Annotated in this window: 19 protein-coding genes; 9 read left to right on the top strand and 10 right to left on the bottom strand. The window is 65.6% G+C overall.

All coding sequences use genetic code 11. From position 1 onward, the window contains the following. Window positions 1-78: 78 nt before the first annotated feature. From rsmG to alc, 3 genes are all read right to left on the bottom strand, one after another. A complete protein-coding gene (rsmG, locus tag FFS30_RS04820) occupies window positions 79-768 on the bottom strand; it encodes a 16S rRNA (guanine(527)-N(7))-methyltransferase RsmG (protein WP_137911951.1) in 690 nt (229 codons plus the stop codon). 100 nt (window positions 769-868) lie between these two features. Beyond that, on the bottom strand, window positions 869-1,372 hold the full coding sequence (locus tag FFS30_RS04825; protein WP_249352177.1) for an ureidoglycolate lyase: 504 nt from the start codon (window positions 1,370-1,372) through the stop codon (window positions 869-871). After that, window positions 1,369-2,409, bottom strand: coding sequence for an allantoicase (gene alc / locus FFS30_RS04830; RefSeq protein WP_137911953.1), 1,041 nt, complete (start codon window positions 2,407-2,409; stop codon window positions 1,369-1,371). The genes FFS30_RS04825 and alc overlap by 4 nt, the downstream gene beginning before the upstream one ends. Before the next feature lie 93 nt (window positions 2,410-2,502). Here alc and uraD point away from each other — a divergent pair, with 93 nt between their 5' ends. Then, the gene (gene uraD / locus FFS30_RS04835; RefSeq protein WP_137911954.1) at window positions 2,503-3,012 is read left to right on the top strand and encodes a 2-oxo-4-hydroxy-4-carboxy-5-ureidoimidazoline decarboxylase; all 510 of its coding nucleotides are present in this window, start codon (window positions 2,503-2,505) and stop codon (window positions 3,010-3,012) included. Between the two features lie 512 nt (window positions 3,013-3,524). Next, on the top strand, window positions 3,525-6,047 hold the full coding sequence (gene hrpB / locus FFS30_RS04840) for an ATP-dependent helicase HrpB (RefSeq protein ID WP_137911955.1): 2,523 nt from the start codon (window positions 3,525-3,527) through the stop codon (window positions 6,045-6,047). A 62-nt stretch (window positions 6,048-6,109) separates the two neighbouring features. Here the strand turns inward: hrpB and FFS30_RS23750 are convergent, their stop codons facing one another. Together FFS30_RS23750 and FFS30_RS04845 are read right to left on the bottom strand one after the other, a co-directional pair. Next, a complete protein-coding gene (locus FFS30_RS23750) occupies window positions 6,110-6,274 on the bottom strand; it encodes a hypothetical protein (protein ID WP_171014417.1) in 165 nt (54 codons plus the stop codon). Window positions 6,275-6,317: 43 nt separating this feature from the next. Beyond that, entirely contained in the window at window positions 6,318-7,721 is a 1,404-nt protein-coding gene (locus FFS30_RS04845) for a coniferyl aldehyde dehydrogenase (protein WP_137911956.1), read from the bottom strand. 143 nt (window positions 7,722-7,864) lie between these two features. Here FFS30_RS04845 and FFS30_RS04850 point away from each other — a divergent pair, with 143 nt between their 5' ends. Next, entirely contained in the window at window positions 7,865-8,398 is a 534-nt protein-coding gene (locus FFS30_RS04850; protein ID WP_137911957.1) for a gamma carbonic anhydrase family protein, read from the top strand. A gap of 18 nt (window positions 8,399-8,416) precedes the next feature. Here FFS30_RS04850 and FFS30_RS04855 read toward each other — a convergent pair whose 3' ends face one another. Beyond that, the gene (locus FFS30_RS04855) at window positions 8,417-10,192 is read right to left on the bottom strand and encodes an amidohydrolase (protein ID WP_137911958.1); all 1,776 of its coding nucleotides are present in this window, start codon (window positions 10,190-10,192) and stop codon (window positions 8,417-8,419) included. 236 nt (window positions 10,193-10,428) lie between these two features. On the opposite strand from FFS30_RS04855, the gene FFS30_RS04860 reads away from it, so the two are divergent. Both FFS30_RS04860 and FFS30_RS04865 read left to right on the top strand, forming a co-directional pair. After that, on the top strand, window positions 10,429-11,529 hold the full coding sequence (locus FFS30_RS04860; RefSeq protein WP_171014418.1) for an aminotransferase class I/II-fold pyridoxal phosphate-dependent enzyme: 1,101 nt from the start codon (window positions 10,429-10,431) through the stop codon (window positions 11,527-11,529). Between the two features lie 111 nt (window positions 11,530-11,640). Continuing rightward, window positions 11,641-13,338 carry a hypothetical protein gene (locus tag FFS30_RS04865; protein ID WP_137911959.1) on the top strand — a complete coding sequence of 566 codons (1,698 nt, stop codon included), beginning with the start codon at window positions 11,641-11,643 and terminating at the stop codon, window positions 13,336-13,338. Window positions 13,339-13,981: 643 nt separating this feature from the next. On the opposite strand, the gene gabT is transcribed toward FFS30_RS04865, so the two are convergent. The 4 genes from gabT to FFS30_RS04885 all read right to left on the bottom strand — a co-directional run bounded on the left by gabT (window position 13,982) and on the right by FFS30_RS04885 (window position 18,922). After that, window positions 13,982-15,286 carry a 4-aminobutyrate--2-oxoglutarate transaminase gene (gabT, locus tag FFS30_RS04870; RefSeq protein WP_137911960.1) on the bottom strand — a complete coding sequence of 435 codons (1,305 nt, stop codon included), beginning with the start codon at window positions 15,284-15,286 and terminating at the stop codon, window positions 13,982-13,984. A 27-nt stretch (window positions 15,287-15,313) separates the two neighbouring features. Then, the gene (locus tag FFS30_RS04875) at window positions 15,314-16,105 is read right to left on the bottom strand and encodes a hypothetical protein (RefSeq protein ID WP_137911961.1); all 792 of its coding nucleotides are present in this window, start codon (window positions 16,103-16,105) and stop codon (window positions 15,314-15,316) included. A 76-nt stretch (window positions 16,106-16,181) separates the two neighbouring features. After that, window positions 16,182-17,252: an alpha/beta fold hydrolase gene (locus tag FFS30_RS04880; protein ID WP_137911962.1), complete on the bottom strand. Its 1,071-nt coding sequence runs from the start codon at window positions 17,250-17,252 to the stop codon at window positions 16,182-16,184. After that, on the bottom strand, window positions 17,249-18,922 hold the full coding sequence (locus FFS30_RS04885; RefSeq protein WP_137911963.1) for an ABC transporter substrate-binding protein: 1,674 nt from the start codon (window positions 18,920-18,922) through the stop codon (window positions 17,249-17,251). Before FFS30_RS04885 ends, FFS30_RS04880 begins: the two co-directional genes overlap by 4 nt. 205 nt (window positions 18,923-19,127) lie before the next feature. Here FFS30_RS04885 and FFS30_RS04890 point away from each other — a divergent pair, with 205 nt between their 5' ends. The 4 genes from FFS30_RS04890 (at window position 19,128) to FFS30_RS04905 (ending at window position 23,230) form a co-directional block, all read left to right on the top strand. Continuing rightward, window positions 19,128-20,075: a GntR family transcriptional regulator gene (locus tag FFS30_RS04890; protein ID WP_171014419.1), complete on the top strand. Its 948-nt coding sequence runs from the start codon at window positions 19,128-19,130 to the stop codon at window positions 20,073-20,075. 154 nt (window positions 20,076-20,229) lie between these two features. Continuing rightward, window positions 20,230-20,454, top strand: coding sequence for a hypothetical protein (locus FFS30_RS04895; RefSeq protein ID WP_137911965.1), 225 nt, complete (start codon window positions 20,230-20,232; stop codon window positions 20,452-20,454). Between the two features lie 130 nt (window positions 20,455-20,584). Next, the gene (locus FFS30_RS04900) at window positions 20,585-21,922 is read left to right on the top strand and encodes an aminotransferase class III-fold pyridoxal phosphate-dependent enzyme (RefSeq protein WP_137911966.1); all 1,338 of its coding nucleotides are present in this window, start codon (window positions 20,585-20,587) and stop codon (window positions 21,920-21,922) included. A gap of 312 nt (window positions 21,923-22,234) precedes the next feature. Next, window positions 22,235-23,230, top strand: a complete 996-nt coding sequence (locus FFS30_RS04905) for an ABC transporter substrate-binding protein (protein ID WP_137911967.1) — start codon at window positions 22,235-22,237, stop codon at window positions 23,228-23,230. The last annotated feature ends 2 nt before the right edge of the window (window positions 23,231-23,232 follow it).

Here is a 23,232-nt window from a genome sequence, read left to right on the forward strand (position 1 = left end):
GACTGGGCCACAAAGAGTACAGAGCGAGCAAAGACAAGCCCGCTTTCTTTTCTACGAGTTCTTTGTGCTCTCCGTGTTTCAGGCTTTTGCTCCTGCCTCGACTTTTGCCGAGATTTCGCCCTCGCTGCGGCGAATTATGACGGCATGCCGCGCCGCGCCCAAGCCCGGCACGCTCAGCGGCACGATTTCCTCGATGCGGAAGCCCGGCGGCAGGCCAGCCGTTTCGTCCCGGTCGATCACGCCTTTCATCGCGATGCAGACGCCGCCCGCTGCGAGCAACTGCCCGCCGAGTTTCAAAATATCGCCGAGCGCGGCGAAGGCGCGCGCGACCAGGCAATCGTACTGGCCCGACAATTCCTCGGTGCGCGCCTGCTCGACGCGCGCGTTGGCGAGGCCGAGCACGCGCACGGCCTCGCGCAGGAAGCGCGTCTTCTTGCCGTTGCTGTCGACCAGGGTGACGCTGCGCTCCGGCGCGAGAATCGCCAGCGGGATGCCCGGCAGGCCCGGGCCGGTGCCGAGGTCGATCAGACTCGCGCCGCGCACCAGAGGTGCGATCGCGAGCGAGTCGAGCAGATGGCGCGTGACCATCTCCATCGGGTCGCGCACCGCGGTCAGGTTGTAGACCGCGTTCCAGCGCACGAGCAGGTCGAGATAATCGAGCAGGCTGTTGCTCTGCGCCGCGGTCAGGCCGAGCCCGAGCACCTCCGCACCTTTGTGCAGGCGGGCGCGAAGCGCGGCGCGGTCTACGGCGGCGGAAGGCGAGGACATCGTGCGCTCGGACCCGAAAAATCAAACAGGGCCGGAAAGTATCGCGGCTGCGGCCGGCAAATTCCACTGCGCGGCCTTCGAGCGACCGCGCGGGACGTGGTTAAGCCAGCGGCGGAATCGTCAGCGCTTCGCGCAGAAAACGCTCGTCGCAGTTCGCGCCCGGCCCGGCCCGATCGACAACGAGGAAGTCGCTGACTTCGCCGAGCGCGAGCAAAGGATGGTGCCAGACGCCCGCCGCGTAGTTGACGCCCTGATCGCCGCGCGCAAGGAACACGCGCACGTCGTCGGCCTCGAACGTTTCCGCGCGCGCCGCCACGGCGACGAGGTATGGCCGCCCGTTCAGCGGCATAAATGCCTGACTGCCGCGCGGGTGACGTTCGAGCATCGTCAGCGTGAACGGGAGGCTACGCGGCTGCGCACGGAAGATGCTGACGATCGCACGGCCTTCTTCATCGAGATCGATCTTGACCAGATCGTGATATCGCTCGGTCGTGCCGCCGTTGATTGGGAAATGGCGCGCGGCATCGCTCGCCTCGATCACGTCGCCGAACGCGGCGAAGGCGGCGCGCGTCAGCGGTTCGATGCGGGCGAAGCGCGTGCTCACTGCGCCGGCCGCCCCCACAGGCGCAGGCGCGACACGCCGCCGTCGGGGAAGATGTTGAAGCGGATATGAGTGATCGGCCCGAGCGCGGCGATTTCCTTTTCGTAGCGGTGCTCGGCGTCCATCGACAGCTTCTGCTCGGGCAGCATCACCGGCCAGAACATGCTCTGCGTGATCAGTGACTGCTCGGTGCCGCCGTCGATGCGTGCGGCCTGGATCGAACAGCCATCGGGATAGTTGCCTTTGAAGTGCGCGGTATCGACGTCGATGCGTTCGATGGCACCCGGCGCGGCGAGCGCGATTAGGCACCAGTCGTTGCCGGGCTCGCGCCGCCGCCGCGTCTCCCAGCCGTCACCCATGTCGACGCCGCGGCCTGGTAGCAGCAGATTCGCTGCCGCGCCGAAATGCGCGTCGTTCCACGCCACGGCGCGGCCGCCGTTTTCGAGCGCGGCGAGATCGTGCAACGCATTCGCATCGGCCGCGGCGAACGCGCCGTCGATGGCGCCGTAGACACGCAGACGTGCGACGCCGCCGTCGGGATAAATATGCACGCGCAGATGCGAATACGCACCGCCGCCGATCGCTTCGAGCAAGTGATGACTATTGCCCTTGAGCGATGTCGCGGCGAGCACGGGCGTCCACGTCGCCTGCTGCAGATCCTCGAACCGATCGCTCGCCGACAGCGTGCCTTCGATTGCGATCGCCGGCGCGTAGTTGCCGGTGAAATGGCTCGTGTCGACATCGAAACCGACGATGCGCCCGCGGCGAATTTTGACCACGGCCCAGTCGTGCCCGCTCACGCGCTTGCGCCGCGTTTCCCAGCCGTCCATCCACTTGCCGTTGGCGTCGTACTTGCCCGGCACGAACACCGCGGGTGCCGGATCGAGCATGCGCGCGAGCGGTGCGAAGAACTCGTCGCTCGCATGGACCGCCGCGGCGCCGATGCGCGGATCGGCCAGATTGACCGCGCGCCGCGCCCAGTCGGGCAGATCGGCCGCCGCGGCCAGGATCGGTGCGCCCGTCGCATTGGATGAAGCCATGTCGTCTTTTCCTTTTCCAGTCGAATCCGATTGTAGAAAAACCGCAGCGCCAACAAAATGCTCGAATCTCCGCAAGCGCCAAAATACGCCGCAATGGACCTGGACGCACTCAATCGGCTTTCCGCAGCCGAATTCACCCGGACGCTCGCCGGCATCTACGAACATTCGCCGTGGATCGCGGCCAATGCCCATGCACAGGCGCCATTTGCCGACGTGGATGCGCTGCTCGGCGCACTGCGCTCCGCCGTTGCTGGCGCGCCGCACGCGCGCCAGCTCGACCTGCTGCGTGCACATCCCGAACTGGCCGGCAAGGAAGCGGCCAGCGGCACGCTGACCGCACATTCGAGCGAAGAACAGAAAGGCGCCGGCCTGATCAATTTGAGCGAGGCGGAAAAAGCCGAGCTGACCGAACTCAACCTGCGCTACCGCGACAAGTTCGGCTTTCCGTTCATTATCGCGGTGCGACACCACACCAAGTCGGGCATTCTCGCGGAGTTGCGCCGTCGCGCGGGCGGCGACGATGTCGCGCGGGAATTCGCGGTTTGTCTTGAACAGGTCCATGAGATAGCGCGGTTGCGCTTGGCTCATTTGTTGTCTCCGTAGGGGCGCGATTCTTCGCGCCCGGCTTTGCTTCTTTCGCTCGTCATTCCTGCGAAAGCAGGAATCCAGCTCCTGCCTCTGCTCGTCATCCCCGCGTGCTCTTGGCGGGGATCCAGCGACTTTGCTTTGGTTTGTGCTGGTTTAAAAGCAAAGGCTTCCACTCGCCCTACGGGCGAGCGGGTCACTTTCTTGTCTACAGCGACAAGAAAGTAACCAAAGAAACGCCGCCCCGGGAGCCGCGCCGCCTACGGCGGTACGCGAGGTCATGCCGGGGTTCGCTCGATGGACATCCCTGTCCATTCGCGAACTCGCGCGCATCCTGCGCGCGACCCTGAAGGGCGAATCCGTCATGCCCTCGCCGCGGCTGACGGGGACCCGAGAATCAAAAGACGTAGCAGGAGCAGAGCAGAAGCAGAAGCAAAAGCCGAGGCTCTCGCGCACTGCTTTGATCGCTTTTGCGCAAAGCGCCGACGTCATGCCTCTATGAATGCGTCGATCCGCGTTTAGAATTTGCTATGCACAATACGAAATTCCCGATCGCCGAAATCTTGCCTGAGCTACTTGCTCGGCTCGAAGCCGGTTCGCGCCTGGTGCTCGAAGCGCCGCCCGGCGCGGGCAAGACTACCCAGGTGCCGCTCGCGCTGTTGTCGGCGCCGTGGCTGCAGGGGCGCAAGATTGTCATGCTCGAACCGCGCCGGATCGCCGCGCGTGCGGCGGCGGAATTCATGGCCGCGCAGCTCGGCGAGAGTGTCGGCGACACCGTCGGCTATCGCATCCGCTTCGAGGCGAAGGTGTCGGCGCGCACGCGCGTCGAGGTGGTCACCGAAGGCATTCTGACGCGGATGATCCAGAGCGATCCCGAACTCGGCGAGGTCGGTGCGATCCTGTTCGACGAATTCCACGAGCGCCATCTCAACGGCGATTTCGGCGCGGCGCTCGCCCTCGAAATCCAGAACTCGCTGCGCCCCGATCTGCGCCTCGCCATCATGTCGGCGACGCTCGACGGCGAGCGCATCGCGCGCTGGTTCGACGCGCCGCGCCTGACCAGCGCGGGTCGCAGCTTTCCGGTGCGTGTCGGCTATCCGCCGGCGAAGCAGAACGAGGACTGGCCGTTCCATCTGCGCCGCGCCGTCGAGCAGGCGCTGGCCGAGACCGAAGGCGACCTGCTCGTCTTCCTGCCGGGACGGCGCGAGATCGACCGCGCCCAGCAGACCCTCGCCACCCTGGACGCGGCGAACGGCAGCGAGATCGCCCTGGTGCCGCTGCACGGCGAACTCTCGCTTGCCGATCAGCACGCCGCGCTTGCGCCGGCACACGCGGGCACACGGCGCATCGTGCTGGCGACCAACGTCGCCGAGTCGAGCGTCACCCTGCCGGGCATCCGCGCGGTGATCGACACGGGGCTGGCGCGCGAGCCGTACTACGATCCGAACTCCGGCTTTACCCGGCTCGAAACCGTCAACATCTCCCAGGCTTCGGCCGATCAGCGCGCGGGCCGCGCGGGCCGCGTCGCCGCAGGCGTCGCCTACCGGCTCTGGCCGCAGAGCCGGCGCCTGGAACCGTCACGCCGCGCCGAAATCGCGCAGGTCGAATTGTCCGGCCTCGCCCTCGAACTCGGCGCCTGGGGCGCGAGCGATCTGCGCTGGCTCGACGCGCCGCCGCCGGGCGCGCTCGCCAGCGCGCGCGGGCTGCTGCACCTGCTCGGCGCGGCGACCTCGCCGAACGCGGACGCCGGCCTGACCGAGCTGGGCCGCGCAATGCTTGCGGGCGGCGCTTCTCCGCGCCTCGCCACCGCCGTGTTGCGTGCCGCGCCCGCGCAACGCGCATTGGCTTGCGACGCGCTCGCCCTGATCGAGGCGCGCAATCCGCTGCGCGGCGACGGGGCGCGCAACGACGATTTCCGCCTGCGCCATGCCGCGCTCGTCGCGTTTCGCGGCGCGGGCGGGCGCGGCGCGCGCGAATCGGGCGCCGATCGCGGCCTGCTCGCGACGATCGCACAGGCCGCCGACGCATGGCGGCGGCGCTTCGGCGTGCGCGACGCCGCACCTGCGCAAGCACCTGGCCTGACCGCGATCGGCGACGTGCTCGCGCACGCATTCCCCGACCGCATCGCGCGCCAGGACCCGAACAATCCGCGCCGCTACGCGCTGAGCAACGGTCGCGGCGCAAGCCTGCACCAGAACTCCGCGTTGTACGGCGAGCCGTGGCTCGTCGTCGTCGATCTGCGCATGGACGAGCGCGACAGTCTTGTCCTCGCCGCCGCACCGTTCGATGCGGATCTGCTCGAACGCGATTTCGCCGACCGCCTCGAACGCAAACGGACCGTGCGCTGGAATCGCGAGACACGTGGCGTCGAGGCATTCGAGGAATATCGCTTCGCCGAACTCGTGCTCGAACGCCGCAGCGTGCCGGCCAAGGCGGAAGACGCGCTGCCCGCCTTGCTCGCCGCGGTGCGTGAGCTCGGTCTCGACGCGCTCCCGTGGAGCGACCATGCGCGTGCCCTGCGCGCGCGTGCCGCCTTCCTGCGCGAAGCCTGCCCCGAACTCGAACTTCCTGATCTGTCCGACACGGCTCTGATCGCCACGCTCGAGGACTGGCTCGCGCCCGCGCTTGCCGGCAAGAGCAAGCTCGACTCGCTCGGTGCGGCGCAGCTCGGCGACGCGCTCGCGGCCAGGTTCGACTATACCCAGCGCCGCGCGCTCGACGAGCACGCGCCCGAAGCGCTGCGCGTGCCGAGCGGCAACGAACGCGCGCTGCACTACGAAGCGGGCAAACCGCCCGTTCTCGCGGTCAAGCTGCAGGAATTGTTCGGCCTCGCCGACACGCCGCGCATCGGCAAAGGCCGCATCGGCGTGACGCTACATCTGCTCTCGCCGGCGCAGCGGCCGATCCAGGTCACCCAGGATCTCAAGGGATTCTGGGAACGCACGTACCCGGAAGTGAAGAAGGAACTGAAGGGCCGCTATCCCAAACACCCGTGGCCCGACGACCCGTGGACTGCCGTGCCGACCGCACGCGCGAAGCCGCGGCCGCGCTAGATTCGAAATCGCTGTACGACTTGCCCTAGAGCATACTCACGGGTTTCTAAAGAAGCTCCAATCTACTCGTCATCCCAGCGCAAGCTGGGATCCAGCTCTTCGCCCAGCCCGCATAAAAGCGGGACTCCTGCGTGGCCAGCCTTTCGGCTGTTGAGAACCGCCGGAATCAGAGCTTTACCGAAATCAAAGCTATGCAGCAGTTCGCCAAACGAGAATTCTTTTTCCATCGCAGGCGTTGCGCGCGCCCCGCTCGCACAAGACCGCGTGCCTTCAGCGCGTGAGGAACTTGAGCACGAAGTCCGCCAGACCACCATACGGCGGGCGCAGCAGCTTCATGCTGCTAAAGCGTGCCTGATAGAGCACGGGCTTCTGCTTGCTGAAGGTGAGGAAGCCCTCGCGGCCGTGGTAGTGGCCCATGCCGGACGGACCGACGCCGCCAAACGGCAGTTCGTTCTGCAGAATCTGCAGCAGGGTTTCGTTGACCGCAACGCCGCCCGAGGTCGTGCGTTCGAGCACGCGTTGGGTGCGTGCTGAGTCGTTGTCGAAATGATAGAGCGCGAGCGGCCGCGGCCGCGAGTTGATGAAGTCGATCGCGGCATCGACCGACTCGACCGGCACGATCGGCAGAATCGGGCCGAAGATTTCGTCCTGCATCAGCGCCAGGTTCTTCGGCGGATCGACCACGAGCGTCGGCGCAAGGATGCGGTTCGCCGCGTCGCCCTGGCCGAGTTCGACCACTTCGGCGCCGGCCGCACGCGCTTCGTCGAGATAGCTGCTCAGGCGTTTGTACTGACCGTCGTTGACGATGCTCGTGTAGTCCGGGTTCGTCGCCGGATTCGGATAACGCTGCGCGACGATGCGCTGCATCTCGGCGACGAACGGCGCGACGCTTTCCTTCTGCATCAGCACGTAGTCGGGCGCGATGCAGGTCTGCCCGGCGTTGAGCAGCTTGCCCGCGGCGATGCGGTCGACCGCGGTCGCGATCGAATAGCCCGGCGCGAGGATCACCGGCGACTTGCCGCCGAGTTCGAGCGTCACCGGGGTCAGGTTCTGCGCAGCGGCCTGCATCACTCTGCGCCCGACCGTGGTCGAGCCGGTGAAGAACAGATGATCGAACGGCAGCGCGGAGAACGCGGCGGCGACATCGGGGCCGCCGAGCACCGTGGCAACGCGGTCGGCCGGGAATACTTCGTCGAGCAGCGCCTTCAATTCTTCCGAGGTGCGCGGCGTGTGCTCGGACGGCTTCAGCATCACGTGATTGCCTGCGGCAATCGCGGCCGATAAGGGCAGCAGGGCGAGGTTGACCGGATAATTCCACGGCGAGATCACGCCGACGACGCCGAGCGGCTGGTAGCGCACTTCGATGCGCGCGGGCCAGAACAGCCAGTCGGCGAGGTCGCGCTTGCTGCGCATCCAGCCGTGCAGGTGGCTGCGGATATGATCGATGTCCTGGATCACGGTGACTGCGTCGCCGAGCGCGCATTCGTGCTTCGAGCGGCGGCCGAAGTCGGCGTTCATCGCGCCCGCGAGCGCATCGAAGCGCGCCTTGAACGCGCTGCGCAGGCGCTTCAAATCGTCCATGCGCTGCGTGTAGCTCGGCGTCTGCGCCTGCTGCGCGGCGCGCAAGCGCGCGAGGGTGGCGGCGAGATCGGGCTGGGTGACGGGCATGTCCATCGGCTTGCATCCGCAAAGGAGCCAGGCGGACAGTTTACATGCGTATGCGTATGGCGGAGCGGCGGCGGCGACCGTGCGGCGGGGGCAAAGCGGCCACAGTGTTACGATGCGCGCCCGGTTTCTTCCAGTGCGGAATCGAACTCATGCCTCTGCGTTCCTATCGCGGCCAGTCGCCGCGCCTCGGCAAAAATGTCTACGTCGATGCGGCCGCCGTCGTCGTCGGCGACGTCGAACTCGGCGACGACGCCTCGATCTGGCCGTTCGTTGCCGCGCGCGGCGACGTCAACCGCATCCGCATCGGCGCGCGCAGCAATATCCAGGACAACTGCGTGCTGCACGTCACCCACGACGGTCCGTACACGCCGGGCGGCGCGCCGCTGATTGTCGGCGCCGACGTCACCGTCGGCCACGGCGCGGTACTGCACGCCTGCACGATCGAAGACGCCTGCCTGATCGGCATGCACGCGACCGTGCTCGACAAGGCGCACGTGCACAAGCACGCGATGATCGGCGCGGGCGCGGTCGTTTCGCCGGGCAAGATCGTCGGCGAAGGCGAACTGTGGCTCGGCAACCCGGCGCGCTGCGTGCGCAAGCTCAGCGACGCGCAGATCGAGCAGCTCTACTACTCGGCCAAACACTACGTGCGGCTGAAGGACGAATACCTCGCGATGGGCTGAAGACCGGCGGCGCGAAGCCTACGGTTTCGTGTAGACCACCTTGCCGTCGAAGATTGTGTAGTCGATCCTCGTCTTGAGCAGCTTCTCCGGCGGCCCGGCAAGAATGTCGTCGGAGAGCACGACGAGATCGGCCAGCTTGCCCGCGGCGATGCTGCCCTTGATGTCTTCCTCGTGCGAGGACCATGCCGGATTGATCGTGTAGGCGGCGATCGCCTCCTCGATCGTGATCGCCTGCTCGGGATGGAACACCTTCGTCGCGTCCGAGTGCGACGCCTCTTTTCGCGTCACCGCCATGTAGATGTTGCGCAGCGGATCGTAGGTCGCGAGGCTGGCCTTGTTGAACGGGCCCGGCAGGTCGGAAACGATGTTGAGGCGCAAACCGTCGTCGATCATCGTGCGCCAGGCGAACGCGGACTTCGCGCGCTGCGCGCCGAGAATCGCTTCGAGCGTGTCGGGATCGCGCATCATATGATCCGGCGTGATGTCGGCGACGAGGTGCATCGCACCCGCGCGCTTGAGGTCGGCCGGCGCCGGATACCAGACGTGGATCAGGCGATCGCGGCGATCGCGCGGCCGGCGCGGTTCGCCGTTCGCCTTGACCGCATCGGCATACCAGCCGACCAGTTCGTGGATGCCCTTGTCGCCAATGATGTGGGTGCCGATGTCGTAACCGGCGCGGTCGGCTTCGACGATCTTTTTCGCCACCGCCGCCTCGCCCATGAAGCGGTAGGCCCAGTCGCCCGGCAGGCCCATCGTGTCCTTGAGCGGCTCGAACATCAGGCCGGCGTCGCCGAACACCTTGAGCGCGCCGTAGCGCACGAGCGCATCGCCCGAGCCCGGCGTGATCCCGATCGAGGCGAGCTCGCTCCAACTGTCGAGCGGCAGGAACGCGTAGACGCGCAGGCTGAGTTGGCCGCGCTTTTTCAGTTCCTCGAAAATGCGCCGGTCGGAATAGCTGCGCTCGACGTAGGTCGGATAGATCTGCCGCTGCGAAATTTCGTCGTCGCGGGTGATGTCGGCGATCGAGGTGATACCGACCGCGTTGAGCTGCGCCTCGACGCCGCGCGCGCCGATCAGCTTCTGTTCGCGCGTCGCCGGCGGCATGATTTTTTCCATCGCCTCGCCGGCGCTGCCGTAGAGCAAGCCGTTGAGCGCGCCGGTCTTGGCGTCGCGGCCGTAGCGGCCGTTGCGCGGGTCGGGCGTCTTCGCCGTGAGGCGGGCGAGTTGCAGAGCTTTGCTGTTGGCGAACCAGACCCGATCGTAGCGGCGCAGCAGCACGGGATGGTTCGGCGTCAGCTTGTCGACCGCGGCGAGATCGGGCTCGAACGCGACGAACGCACTGGCGCCGCCCTGCCTCGCATGTGTGCCCGCGGCAAAGTCGCTCCAGTCGCCGCCGGTGATCCAGATGCCGGCCGGCACGCGCGTGACGACTTCGGCGAGACGCTGCAGCATCAGCTCGGGCGTGTTCACGTCGATCAGGCGCACCTGGAAGTACCAGTCGGTCGCGTTCTCGAAATGCGTATGTGCATCGTTGAATCCGGGCAGGACGAGGCGGCTCTTGAGATCGATCGTGCGCGTATCCGCGCCGCGCAGTGCGAGCACTTCGGCGTCGCTGCCGACCTTGACGATCTTGCCGCCGGCGACAGCGACCGCCTGCGCGACGGGCTGCTTCGCCTCGACCGTCCATACCTTGCCGTTGTGCAGGATCAGCTCGGCCGGCGCCGCGGCAAACGCGGCCGCGCAAGTCAGACTGGCCGCCGCGGCGGCGAAACGAATCAGCGTGCGTAGCTTCATCTCGACTTCTCCACGACTTTCGATTGCGCGAGGATGGCCTCCCTGCGGACCGCGCGCGGCGGATCGAACGGACCCGATCGCTGTGCCTGTTCCCAATTCGTCTAGATTGTATTATTGTCAATAATAATGCAATTATTTGTCGTGTGCTGGGAGTCTGCGCACGACGCATCGGCGGCCAAGGCCTGCCAGGGATGGGCATACGGTCCCGCCGCCAGATCGGCCAGAGGAGAGTTTGCGTGCGCTACGTCCGGATGCCCATCGAAGTCGAGTCGCCCGAGGAATACGGCTATGCGCGTATCCGCTACAACCTCTCGGAAAGTTCGGTCGCCGACCGCAAGCTGTCCGACCTCGGCTTGGCCGTCCCCGATCTGACCTTACTCTACGGCGAACATCGCGGCCGCGAACGCCTGCGCGCGCTGATCGCGGCGCAAGGCTGCGGCCTTGCGCAGGACGACGTGCTGATCACCACGGGTGCGGCCGGCGCGCTGTTCATCATCGCCACCGCGCTGCTCGGCACCCACGACCATCTCGTCGTCGTGCGCCCCAACTACGCGACCAATATCGAGACGCCGCGCGCGATCGGCTGTGCGACGACCTACGTCGAACTGAATTTCGACGACGGCTTCCACATCGACCTCGACAAGGTCGCGGCCGCCTTCACTCCGGCAACAAAGATCCTCAGCGTAACCTGCCCGCACAACCCGGCCGGGGTCATGTGCAGCGAGACGGAACTGCGCGCGCTGGCCGAACTGGCACAGCGCAATGGTGCTTACCTGCTCGTCGATGAGACTTACCGCGACCTGTCGCTCGACGGCGCGCTGCCGCCGGCCGCTTCGCTCGGCGCGAACGTCATCGGCGTGGCCTCGCTGTCGAAGGCCTACGGCGTGCCGGGCATCCGCCTCGGCTGGATCGCCACGACCGACAAGAAACTGCAGGAAATCTTCCTCGCCGCGAAGGAGCAGATCAGCATCTGCGGCAGCGTCATCGACGAGTGGGTCGGCGAACAGATCATGGAGAACCGCACCGCGATCCTCGAACCCGTGCTCGCGGAAATGCGTCGCCGCCGACAACTCGTCGCCGGCTGGATCGCCGGCGAGGAACTGCTCGAATGGGTACCTCCGGCCGGCGGCGTGGTCTGCTTTCCGCGTATGCGCGCCGCACCCGCAGGCGGCACCGACGCGTTCTACCGGCGCCTGCTCGACGTACACGGCGCCTACGTCGGCCCTGGCCACTGGTTCGAGATGCCGGACAATTATTTCCGCCTCGGTTACGGCTGGCCGACGGCCGCCGAACTCGAAGCGGGCCTCGGCGCGATCTCGGCTGCATTGCGCGGCTGAGAAGTGCAGCGACGCGCGGTTTCGCGGCCAAAACACGATTGCATTTTATTTTCTCTAAATGCAATTTTTCACAAATAACCCGACATTGATAAAGACGAGACGAGTAGCGACATGAACAAACGCCCCTCCACCGCGATCCTGCTCGGCCCTCTGCTGGCTTCCCTGCTGCAGCCGCATGCGCTGTACGCGCGCGACGGATCGACGCCGCCAGCGCGCGGTGAAATCTTGCGGCCTGCAGATCCTGTGGTGCCGCCGTTCGAGTGCGAAGCGCGCGTCGGCTACGACCGCGACCTCGTGCTGCCGGGTTACCTGCTGCCGACCTCGGCCGGCGCACGCACCTGCATCCCGTTCACGAGCACCGCGGCGCACGCGCCGGCCGGCTACAAGGGCGATTACTACGTCGACGAATTCAGCGACGCCAAACTGCGCGAGCGCTGGCAGGCGTGCAAGGCGGACAAGGCCTGCTACGACCGCGTCTATAAACAGGTCATGGCGCGCCATCCGCCGAACAAGGAATACAACGACGCCGATCCGCGCCACCGCTTTCTGCTCGGCAAGGTCGAGGAGAAAGGCGGCGACACCGACCTCAAGACCGTGCGGCGTCCGGCGTTCTTCGCCGCCGCGCCGTACAACGAGCCGATCGCCGCGGCCGACGCGTCGACCTACATCGTCGAATTCACCGCGCCCGCGGAGCCGTACGAGCGGCTGCACAAGAACCTCAGCGACGATATCAGGCTGCGCGGCTGGTACATCCGCGGCGCCGGCGTCGACGACGGCAAGGGCGGCAAGCGGCGCGCGCTGATCGTCATGAGCGGCGGCGGCGGCGATCGCGTCACCGCCGTAGACGATCCGGCCGACACGCTCTACTCGATCGACGCGAAGACCGGCGAAAGCGTGCTCAACAATTACCCGAGCAAGACCACGGGCGCGAAAGGCCAGGCGGCGTGGCGGCGCGTGCAACATAGTCTGCTTCAAGCCGGCTTCGACGTGCTCGCCTTCGATCGCCGCGGCATCGGCGTATCGGGCGGCTTCAGCGATACGAATACTTTGCAGCAAGGCCGCGACCTGCTCGCCATTCTCGCCAGCCTGCGCACCGGCAAGGGTATGCGCGCGCTGACGCCGAGCGGCGATCTGCAGCAGGGCCGCGCCGCAGCGAGCGCGCTGCGCGGCGGCGCACCCGACGCCGGCCTGCCCGTGCTGCTGCTCGGCAATTCGCGCGGCACGATGGCGACGTCGTGGGCGATGACGATGAACTTCGACAAGGACTGCAGCTACGACCTGCCCACCATCGCCTGCAAACCGGCTGCCGGCGACCGCACGATCAAGGGCGCGATCCTCGTCGCCGAATTCTCCGCGGGCGCCGGGCATGTGCCCGCGCAGACCAGCGCGGTCGACGACGGCCGCGGCCCGGGCAAAGACCGCGGCCTGTTCATCGGCGGCATCGAGGTCGAGCACAACATCGTCTTCTTCCCGAGCTCAGCAACGCTCGCCGGCATAAGCAAATGGCCGAGCGCATTCTTCGCGCGCGGCCTCTGGTGCTATGCGAGCGGACTCGAAGGCACGATCGATTCGTACCACCGCGTGAAGGGACTCAAGGATCTCGTCGTCGTGCGCGCACCGCATCCCTACGAAACCTGGCCCGAGGAAGAACAGAAGCGCATGCAGGAACGCATGATCGCCTACGCGCAGGCCGTGGTGCTCCGCCGCAGCGAAATCCCGGGACGGCGCACTTGGTCGAACATGAAGGAACTCGTGGCGACTTCGGGCGATGTCTGGGAGCCGTCGACGCACCCGACGCTCAAGCCGTAGTTTTTAATCTACAGATTAAAGAAGACCTGGTCCGCTTCGAGGTCGGCCGGGATTCTCCCTTCTCCCCCTGGGAGAAGGCGGCGCGAAGCGCCGGATGAGGGAAGAGCGTCACGACTATTCCAGCCCCTCACGCATGCGAGGCTTTTCCCTCATCCGCCTCCCGGTACCTTCTCCCGATGGGAGAAGGGTTTCTCCATAAATTCTTAGCGCAACTCGACTTGGACCGCTGCCTTGATCGGTCGACCAAGATCTTTCCTTCTCCCTCTGGGAGAAGGTGGCGCGAAGCGCCGGATGAGGGAAGAGCGTCCCGACTATTCCAGCCCCTCACGCATGCGAGGCTTTCCCCTCATCCGCCTGCCGGCACCTTCTCCCGGTGGGAGAAGGGTTTCTCCATGAATTCCTAGCGCAATTCGACTTGCACCGTCGCCTTGATCGGTCGAGCGGGATCTTCCCTTCTACCTCTGGGAGAAGGTGGCGCGAAGCGCCGGATGAGGGGAGTGCGTCGCAACTATTCCAGCCACTCAGCTCATGCGAGGCTTTTCCCTCATCCGCCTGCCGGCACCTTCTCCCGATGGGAGAAGGGTTTGTCCGTGGATTCCTAGCGCAATTTTGACTTACACCGTCGCCTTGAGCGAATGATCGCTCAAGCCGCCTTGCCGATCGCCGACGTCAGCTCGCGCAAACCGTTCTCGATGATGCCAAGGCCTTGATCGACGAGTTCGTTTGCCGCGGTCAGCGGCACGAGGATGCGGATGACGTTGCCGTAGATGCCGCAGGCGAGCAGGATCAGGCCGTGCTGCAGCGCGTACTTGACCAGGTTCAGCGCAAGCGCGGCATCGGGCTTGCCGTCCACGGTGAACAGCTCGAACGCGACCATGGCGCCTAAGCCGCGCACGTCGACGATCGCGGGGAATTCTTTCTGCAGGGCGTGCAAGCGCGTGGTCAGATGCTCGCCGAGCACGTGCGCGCGTTCGAGCAGGTTTTCTTCCTCGAACGTGCGGATCACCGCCAGCGCCGCGGCGCAGGCGAGCGGGCTGCCCGCGTAGGTGCCGCCGAGTCCGCCCGGCAGCGGCGCGTCCATCACCTCGGCGCGACCGACCACGGCCGACAGCGGAATGCCGCCGGCCAGCGACTTCGCCGTGGTGATGAGATCGGGCACGACGCCGGAATGTTCGATCGCGAACCACTTGCCGGTGCGGCCCGCGCCGGTCTGGATTTCGTCGTCGATCAGCAGGATGCCGTGTTTATCGCACAGCTCGCGCAGCCAGCGCAGGAACTCGAACGGCGCGACATAGAATCCGCCCTCGCCCTGCACGGGCTCGATCACGATCGCGGCGACGCGCGCAGGCTCGACGTCGTTCTGGAAGATCGTTTCGAGCGAGGCTTTCGCGTCGTCGATCGACACGCCATGCAGCGCGTTGGGAAAGCGCGCGTGGAACACTTCGCCCGGAAACGGCCCGAAGTTGAGCTTGAACGGATTGACCTTGCCGGTCATCGCGAGCGTCATCAGGGTGCGGCCGTGGTAGCCACCGGTGAACGTGATCACCGCCGAGCGCTTGGTCGCGGCGCGCGCGATCTTGACCGCGTTCTCGACCGCTTCGGCGCCGGTCGTCAACAGCACCGACTTCTTGGCGAAGTCGCCCGGCGCGAGTGCATTGAGTTTCTCGGCGACCTCGACGTAGTTGTCGTGGGCGACGATCTGGAAACAGGTGTGGGTGAAGCGCGCGAGCTGCTCTTGCACCGCTTCGACGAGCTTCTCGTGGCGGTGGCCGGTGTTGAGCACGGCGATGCCGCCGGCGAAGTCGATGTAGCGGCGGCCTTCGATGTCCCACAGCTCGGCGTTGTCGGCACGCGCAGCGAAAATCTCGTGGGTCTGCTTGACGCCGTTGGCGACCGCGGCGCGGCGGCGCTGCATCCAGCCGCGGTTGTTGGAAGTGGTTTGGTCCATAAGGGTCTCTACGAGAAAACGGTTCGATCAGCGCGCGATCAGCTCGTCGGCGACGACGGGCTGCAGTTCCTTGCGCACGCCCTGCTTGTTGTCGGCGATGGCCTTCCATTCCGAATTCTGCTTGAGGCGCTCGCGCACCTTGGCCACGGTCACGTCGCGCGCGCCGAGGCCGTCCTCGCTCGCGTACTCGTAGACGAACATCGCGCTCCACGGCCGCCCGGCCGCATAGCGCGAGAGATAGAAGCCGTAGCCCGACAGCACGCCCTCTTCGATCCAGCCGTCGGTCTGCGCGAGCACATAGGCGTCGACGTATTTGATGTACTCGTTGACCGAGACGAGATAGTCGTAGGGAATCATCAGATAGACCGGCGGCTTGCCGTTCTTCGCCGGCTTCGACTTGTTGCGCATCAGGTCGGCGACTGTGGTGTGGATCGCCGTGGTCAAGGCGAGCGCCGCCGCATTGAGGCCGGACGGATGCGCGGATTCGATCTGCGCCCAGCGCGCGGTGCCGTTTTCGGCGGCGAGGGTGACGACGGCGAGCATGTCCCAGTTGTCGGAATCGATGTAGCGGTTGAAGTAGACGTGGTAGTCGGCGATCGCGCCCTCGCGCTTCCACTGGGCGAAATCCTTGAGGCCGGCGCCGAGCATGTAGCTGCGCAGTTTTTCGCGGTTTGCCGGCGCCGTGTGGTAAGCGACGATCAGGCTGCGCGGTCCGCTCATGCGCGGATCGGGCTCGGCGGCTCGCGCGGGCATCTGCGCGAGCAGCAGGAACAGGGCAAAAAACAAGGACAAATATACTTTTGCAAATTTGCAATTCACGGCGAATCTCCGGAGATTGGGTGGTATCCCGTCCTGCCCGCATGCTCCCGGCGGGCAGGACGAGCGTCTTTATCGGTTACGGCTTCAGATACTTGCCGAGGAACTCGAAGCAGCGCTGCATGGCATCGCGCTGCTCGGGCGTGTCGCCGTCCATGAAGATGTGGCCGCCCGGTGCGTTGTCGTAAATCTTCGACTCGAACACCTTGCCTTTGGCCTTGAGCACGTCGAGCAGACGACCGGTGTGCAAGTCATACGGCGCGATCTTGTCGCCCTTGGTCGCGATCACGAGCAGCGGCGCCTGGATCTGGTCGACGTGATTGATCGGCGACACATCCATGTACGCGGGCAGGTTCTCGTCCGGCAGCTTGCCCTTGAAGTGGGCGCTTTCCTTCGCCACTTCCCGGCGCCGGTATTCGGGCTTGTAAGCCATGTAGGCAACGAAGTCGGCGAGGCCGACGATGTCGATTCCCACGGCGAAGCGCTTCGGCTCTTTCTCGAGCGCAAGCAAGGTGACCATGCCGCCGCGGCTCTGGCCGAGAATGCCGAGGCGCGCCGGATCGACATAATCGAGACCGGCAAAATACTCGGCCGCGGCGAGCACGTCGGCAGTGTCTGTCACGCCGTACTCGTTGACGTAGTGGTTCGCGCCGTAGCCGCGGCTGCCGCGGTATTCAGGGAAGATCACCACGTAGCCTTTTGCTACTGCCGCATCGATAAGCTGAAACCAGCGCCAGTCGAAGCGCTCGTGGAAGCCGCCGTGGACCATGACGATGCCCGGATACTTCTTGCCCGCTTCGGGTTTGACCGGAGTGAAAATATAGCCCGGGATCAAGCTGCGGTCGGCGCTCGCGAAGGCGACACGCTTGAGGCGCACGCGCTCGCCGTACTCCTGCATAAAGGTCAGCGTCACGATGCGCTGTTCCTGCTCGTAGAGCGTATGCGTGATCACGTCGATCTTCGTGTTCAGATCGTCGGAGTCGGGGTTGATGAACTTGTCGAGGTCGCCTTCCTTGCCGCCCTTTTTCTCGACTGCTTCCTTCTTCGGCGCCTTGGCGTCGTCGTTGTCCTTGGCCGCAACGGAGCCCGCGGCGACGAGCGCACCGAGCGCGAATGCCCAACACGCGATGATGGGTTTGGCTATTTTCATTTTGTCTTCCTCCCCGAAACGGATCTTGCGCGGAAATCCGGCGTCGAGCCTGCCACCGGATCCTGTCGGAAACCTGAAAACGGCACCGCGGCCGCAGCGGTCGCCGGTCTGTCGATGCGGCGCACGTTCCACAACCGCTCATGGGCGACGCCCCACGGCCGGAAGCCGTCGAGATCGCGCTTGATCGCAACGACGTCGGCCGGGCAATAGAGAACGACGAGCGGCGTGTCTTCGAGCATCAGCGCATGCAGTTTGTCGAACAGCGTCTGGCGCTCGCCGCGGTCGGCGGTCGCGCCCGCGGCGGCGAGCAACTCGATCGCCTGCGGATCGTCCCAGACCTTGCGCTTGCTCTTGTTCTTGTCGCCAAGCATCGCGTCGTAGCTCAGGTACGGATCCGAGCGCGAGGTGTAGCTGAACGATATGAGCTGGTAATTGCCGCTCTGGTAACGTTCGAGCGCGGTCGCCCACTCGGTGACTTCGAGTTCGATGCGGATGCCCGCTTCGCGCGCCATCGACTGGATCATGATCGACTGGTCGTACATGTCCGGATAACGGCGGTTGGTGACGAGCTTGATCTTCTCGCCCCGGTAGTTCGACTCGGCGAGCAACTGCTTTGCGCGTGCGAGGCTGAACTCGTAGCTCTTCTTCTGCGCCGCGGAAAAGTACGGACTCGACACCGGCACGATCGATGCGCTGGCGACACCGGTGCCGCCCGAAGCGATCTCGGCGATCGCATGCGTGTCGAGCGCGGTCGCCAGGGCGAGACGAAACTTCGCATCGGCAAGGATCGGATCGCGCGTCTGCATCAGCAGCGCGTTGACGCCGAGCAGCGGCGCACTCTTCAGCACGACCTGCGGCAACTTCTTGATCTGCGCGAATTCCGACACCTGCACGATCGGCAGCACGTCGATCTGGCCCTTGATCAGGGCGACGCGGCGCGCGGCGTCGTCGCGGATGAACAACCAGCGCAGCTTCTGCGCGTAGGCGATCTTGCCGCCGGCGTAGCCGTCGGGCGGCCCGCCGCGCGACGCGTAATCCGCAAACGCGGCCAGCTCGATGTATTCGCCGCGCCTCCAGGTATCGAGCCGGTACGGGCCGGTGCCGATCGGCGATTTCCACGAGCCGTCGGCGTTCACCGAATCGCGATGGACGATCGCACTCGCACCGCAGTGCAGCGCGGCCATCTGGGTCAGCAGCAGCGGCGCGGCGCGGTTGAGGCGGAACACCACCGTGCGCGGATCGGGCGCGTCGATCGATTCGATCTTGAGTCCGCGGCTGCCGTCGAAGTCGGCGAGGCAGGTCCACATCGTCTTCGGATCGAGATAGCGGCGCCAGCTCCAGATCACGTCGTCGGCTGTCAGCGCAGCGCCGTTGTGGAACTTGATGCCCTCGCGCAGATGGAAGGTGTAGGTCTTGCCGTCGTCGGCGACGTCAATGCTTTGCGCGAGCAGCGGTGCCGGCGCGCCGTCCTCGCGGTAGGCGACGAGCCCTTCGACGATATGCATCATCACCGAGTCGGTATTGCCGTCGCGGTTCACGCCGGGATTGGTCGTGCGGATATCCGAATTCATCGCGACGACGATCGTGCCCTCCGGCGTCACGTCCTGCGCCTGCGTGCGCACGGCGGCGAGCAGGAAAAAAGCGAGCAGGAAAGGAAGACGGGATCGCATGGCGGAGTCGGTGAATGGAGCCTGCAGAGAGCGTCGCCGGATACGAACGACGCATCGATATTGTATTAGATGATAGTAAAATGCAATACACTTATGCCGCGCCATCGCTGCGCATGGTGCTGCGGCAGGCATGCCGCGCACGGGCCGGCCGGGGCGCACGCTATACTCGCGCGCAGCCAGGTTCACTACTAGCAAAGGAAGCCGGATGCAGGACGAGCACGCTCCCCAACCCAGCTCGCTGCAAATCGAGATCGCCAACCAGATTATGGAAATGATCCGCAGCGGCAGCGTCGCGCCGGGCGAACATTTGACCGAGGCGGCACTGGCCAAGCGCTATGGCGTGTCGCGCTCGCCGGTGCGCGCCGCGCTGAAGATGCTGCAGGACCGCGGCTACCTCGAAGCGCGTGCGAACGCCGGCGTGTTCGTGTCCAAGCGCGCGCCGCGCATGCGCATGACCGCGCTCGAAAATCCGAACCCGACCGCCGAAGACCTGTACCGCTCGATCATCGCCGACCGCGCCAGCGGCAAGCTGCCGAAGGCCTCGTCGGAAACCGAATTGATGGCGCGCTACGGCGCGCCGAAAAGCGTGCTGATGCACGCCCTGCTGCGGCTCACGCGCGAAGGCCTGATCCGCCGCCGGCGCGGCCACGGCTGGCAGTTTCTGCCCGGCCTCGATTCCGAAGAAGCGCTATACGAAGCTTATCGCTTCCGCATGATCATCGAATGCGCCGCGCTGCGCGAGCCGAGCTTCAAGGCCGTGCCCGAAGAACTCGCCGCGGCGCGCCGCCGCTACGAGGATTTCCTTGCGCGCAGCCCGCGCGCGCAGACTTCGTCGGCGTTCTTCGAGATGAACGCGGCATTCCACGAAATGTTGATGCGCTTCTCCGGCAACCGCTACATCCTGCAGGCGATGCAGCAGCAGAACCAGTTGCGCCGCTTCGAGGAGTTCTCGAGCTATTCCGGGCCGAACCGCAACGTGATCGAGTCGTGCAAGCGCCTGCTGCAGATCATCGCGGCGATCGAAGCGGGCGACACCGCCTTCGCCGAAGCGCTGATGCTGCACCACCTCAAGATCGCCAGCTCGTTGTCGATCGGCCGCCGCCACGCGCGGCCGCCGGCTGCCGGCGATGCGGACGATCATCTTTCGCCCTGATTTCCTTCGAACGCTAGGCGGCTTGCCGGTGCGCGCGGATCGAGCGCGCGCGTAGCGTCGCGCTGCATCGCGACCCGGCTTGCTCGATCGCTAGACCAAGCAGACCGAAGAGCTTCAACCTTGGAGAACGCAGAAAGCACAGCGAAGATCTGCAATGTTCATCGTTGTTTTCTTTCTCCGCGTTCTGCGCGCATCGATCTTTTGCTCGTTTCGACTTCACCGCACGCAGGATCGGCAAAGCGGGGCGCGCAATCCGGCGCTCGCCGTTTCCCGTGAAATCCACAACACGCCCCCCGCCCTCGCGCGGATGACGGACAGCAATCGCTTTCGGCAGCGCTCTTCACCGGGTTCCCCGGAGCTGCCGACGCGAGCGGACTGATCTCGCACAGGAATCCCGTTTGCGCTCGCCGCAGCTGCCGGGCGTGGCCTGCGCTTTCGATCAAATTGTATTTTTCGTTTTAAAATGCAATCATCTCGACCGTACCCGATTCCAAACCGAGATGGCCGCGATGAATTCTCCGACCCACGACGATCAACCTGCGGCTGCAGGCACCCGCGCCTACTGGATGCCGTTCACCGCCAACCGCCGCTTCAAGCGCGATCCGATCCTGTTCGACCGCGCCGAGGGCATGTACTACTACACGCCGTCCGGCGAGAAGGTGCTCGATGCGATGGCCGGCCTCTGGTGCGTCAACGCCGGCCACGGCCATCCGCATATCACGCAGGCAATCGCGAAACAGGCCGCCGAGCTCGACTACGCGCCGTCCTTCCAATACGGCCATCCGCGTGCGTTCGAGCTTGCCGAGCGCGTCGCCGCGCTCGCGCCGCCGGGCATCGACCAAGTGTTCTTCACCAATTCGGGCTCGGAAGCGGTCGACACCGCGCTCAAGATCGCCCTCGCCTATCACCATGCCAAAGGTCAGGCCGGACGCACACGGCTGATCGGGCGCGAGCGCGGCTACCACGGCGTCGGCTTCGGCGGCGTCTCGGTCGGCGGCCACGCCGGCCACCGCAAGCCGTTCGGCAACCTGCTCGCGAGCGTCGATCATCTGCCGCACACCTACAACCGCGCCGAGACCGCGTTCACCACGGGCGAGCCGGCCTGGGGCGCGCATCTCGCCGACGACCTCGTGCGCCTCGTGCAACTGCACGACGCTTCGACCATCGCCGCGGTCATCGTCGAGCCGGTCGCCGGTTCAACCGGCGTGCTGATTCCGCCGGCCGGCTATCTGCGCCGGCTGCGCGAAATCTGCGACCAGTACGGCATCCTGTTGATCTTCGACGAAGTGATCACGGCGTTCGGCCGTCTCGGCCGCGCGTTCGGCGCAGATTATTTCGGCGTCGTCCCCGACATGATCACCTGCGCCAAGGGCCTGACCAACGGCTGCGTGCCGATGGGCGCCGTGCTCGTGCGCGGCGGCGTGCACGACGCGCTGATGCAGGGGCCGCCGGCGGCGATCGAACTGCCGCACGGCTACACCTACTCGGGCCACCCGCTCGCCTGCGCGGCCGGCCTCGCGGCGCTCGACGTCTACGCGCAAGAAGGCCTGTTCGCGCGCGCCGCGGCGATCGCGCCGGCATTTGCCGATGCGGTGCATTCGCTAAAGGGACTGCCGCACGTGGTCGATATCCGCTGCATCGGCCTGATGGCCGCGATCGACTTCGAGCCGATACCGAGCCAGCCCGGCGCGCGCTCCTACGCCTGCCATCGCGCCTGTCTCGACGCGGGCGTGGCGATCCGCATGGCCGGCGACGGCATCGTGCTGTCACCGCCGCTGATCATCGAACAGGAGCAGATCGAACGGCTCGCCGCGGTGCTGCGCGAAGCGATCGCGAAGCTCGATTGAACCCGCTTGGTGTCCCGATGGGAAATCTGGCCCGTTCGTCCTGAGGTATCGAAGGACGAACTCACGCGAGGATTGCCGTTCGCCCTTCGATACCTCAGGGCGAACGGATTGGGATCTGAAGCCAAGACGCAATTGAGCGCATCTCGCGCTTCTCAAAACTTTCTTTGGGTTTGTCTTCGTGTTCTTCGTGGCTCGATCTTCATCTACTTCATCAGCCGCATCCGACGCGAAACTTTGTCGAATTTCATGCGCTTTTAATATGCCTTTCAGGTTTGCCACGCAGACTCGCGCGAAAAACGAGGGAGGCTACGCATGAAAGTTCTGGCCGTATTTCTGCTCGCTCTGCTCTGCGCTTCGGTGCAGGCGGCGCCGCGCGAACGCATCGTCCTTCTCGTCGACGAGATCAAGCAGATTCGCTCGTTCCCGGTCGTACTCGCCGAGCGCCTCGGCTACTTCAACGACGAAGGCGTTGACGTCACCGTGATGAACATCCGCGACGACATGCCCTATATGGACATGCTGATGGACGGCCGTGTCGACGCGGTCATGGCCTACTACCACCACAACGTCGTGCAGCGCGCCGAGGGCAAGCACATCGAGGCCGTGGTCGCGCTCGGCCTGACGCCGGGCGTGAAAGTGCTCGTCGCCAACCCGGCGCGCGATAAGTACAAAACGCCGGCCGATCTCAAAGGTAGCCGCTTTATCACGGGCGGTGCGGGCTCGGCGAAGACGACCGTGGCGAATGCTCTCGTTCTCGCCGGCGGCCATAAGCTCGACGAGTACACGCGCCTGCCAACCGACGGCAAGGACGCCAACCTCAAGGCCCTGCGCGACGGTTCCGCCGATCTTGTCGTCGCGCCGACGCCCGACGGTGCGTTCTACGAGCGCGAAGGCGTCGCCAGCGTGTTCGCCGACCTGACCACGGTCGCCGGCACGCGCAAGGCCTTCGGCACGACGTTCCCGTCGAACACCATCTTTATGACCAGTGCGCGCGTGCAGGCGCAGCCGCAGATCGCCCAGCATCTCGTCAACGCCTTCGTGCGCACGCTCAAGTACATCAACACGCACACGCCCGAAGAAATCGCCGAGAAGATGCCGCCCGAGGTGCGCAAGCAATACGGCGATGCCTATCTGCAAGTGCTCAAGGAACAGATTCCGATGTTCGCCGGCGACGGCCGTATGCCCGAGGACGGCGCTGCCGCGGAGTGGCGCGTGCTTGCCGAAGCGAATCCGAAGTACAAGTCGGTCGACGTGAAGCGCACTTACACCAACGTCTTCGTCGAGCGCGCGCTCAAGGCGCCGCGTTGATG

Origin of the sequence: Rudaea sp. 3F27F6, from assembly GCF_005503555.1 — a bacterium.
GTDB lineage: Bacteria > Pseudomonadota > Gammaproteobacteria > Xanthomonadales > Rhodanobacteraceae > Rudaea.

What these genes read in the sequence shown, in the direction of transcription:
- rsmG (WP_137911951.1), bottom strand. Translation starts at nt 768, where the DNA reads ATGTCCTCGCCTTCCGCCGCCGTAGACCGCGCCGCGCTTCGCGCCCGC.
- alc (WP_137911953.1), bottom strand. Translation starts at nt 2,409, where the DNA reads ATGGCTTCATCCAATGCGACGGGCGCACCGATCCTGGCCGCGGCGGCC.
- uraD (WP_137911954.1), top strand. Translation starts at nt 2,503, where the DNA reads ATGGACCTGGACGCACTCAATCGGCTTTCCGCAGCCGAATTCACCCGG.
- hrpB (WP_137911955.1), top strand. Translation starts at nt 3,525, where the DNA reads ATGCACAATACGAAATTCCCGATCGCCGAAATCTTGCCTGAGCTACTT.
- FFS30_RS23750 (WP_171014417.1), bottom strand. Translation starts at nt 6,274, where the DNA reads ATGGAAAAAGAATTCTCGTTTGGCGAACTGCTGCATAGCTTTGATTTC.
- FFS30_RS04845 (WP_137911956.1), bottom strand. Translation starts at nt 7,721, where the DNA reads ATGGACATGCCCGTCACCCAGCCCGATCTCGCCGCCACCCTCGCGCGC.
- FFS30_RS04850 (WP_137911957.1), top strand. Translation starts at nt 7,865, where the DNA reads ATGCCTCTGCGTTCCTATCGCGGCCAGTCGCCGCGCCTCGGCAAAAAT.
- FFS30_RS04855 (WP_137911958.1), bottom strand. Translation starts at nt 10,192, where the DNA reads ATGAAGCTACGCACGCTGATTCGTTTCGCCGCCGCGGCGGCCAGTCTG.
- FFS30_RS04865 (WP_137911959.1), top strand. Translation starts at nt 11,641, where the DNA reads ATGAACAAACGCCCCTCCACCGCGATCCTGCTCGGCCCTCTGCTGGCT.
- gabT (WP_137911960.1), bottom strand. Translation starts at nt 15,286, where the DNA reads ATGGACCAAACCACTTCCAACAACCGCGGCTGGATGCAGCGCCGCCGC.
- FFS30_RS04880 (WP_137911962.1), bottom strand. Translation starts at nt 17,252, where the DNA reads ATGAAAATAGCCAAACCCATCATCGCGTGTTGGGCATTCGCGCTCGGT.
- FFS30_RS04885 (WP_137911963.1), bottom strand. Translation starts at nt 18,922, where the DNA reads ATGCGATCCCGTCTTCCTTTCCTGCTCGCTTTTTTCCTGCTCGCCGCC.
- FFS30_RS04890 (WP_171014419.1), top strand. Translation starts at nt 19,128, where the DNA reads ATGCAGGACGAGCACGCTCCCCAACCCAGCTCGCTGCAAATCGAGATC.
- FFS30_RS04895 (WP_137911965.1), top strand. Translation starts at nt 20,230, where the DNA reads ATGTTCATCGTTGTTTTCTTTCTCCGCGTTCTGCGCGCATCGATCTTT.
- FFS30_RS04900 (WP_137911966.1), top strand. Translation starts at nt 20,585, where the DNA reads ATGAATTCTCCGACCCACGACGATCAACCTGCGGCTGCAGGCACCCGC.
- FFS30_RS04905 (WP_137911967.1), top strand. Translation starts at nt 22,235, where the DNA reads ATGAAAGTTCTGGCCGTATTTCTGCTCGCTCTGCTCTGCGCTTCGGTG.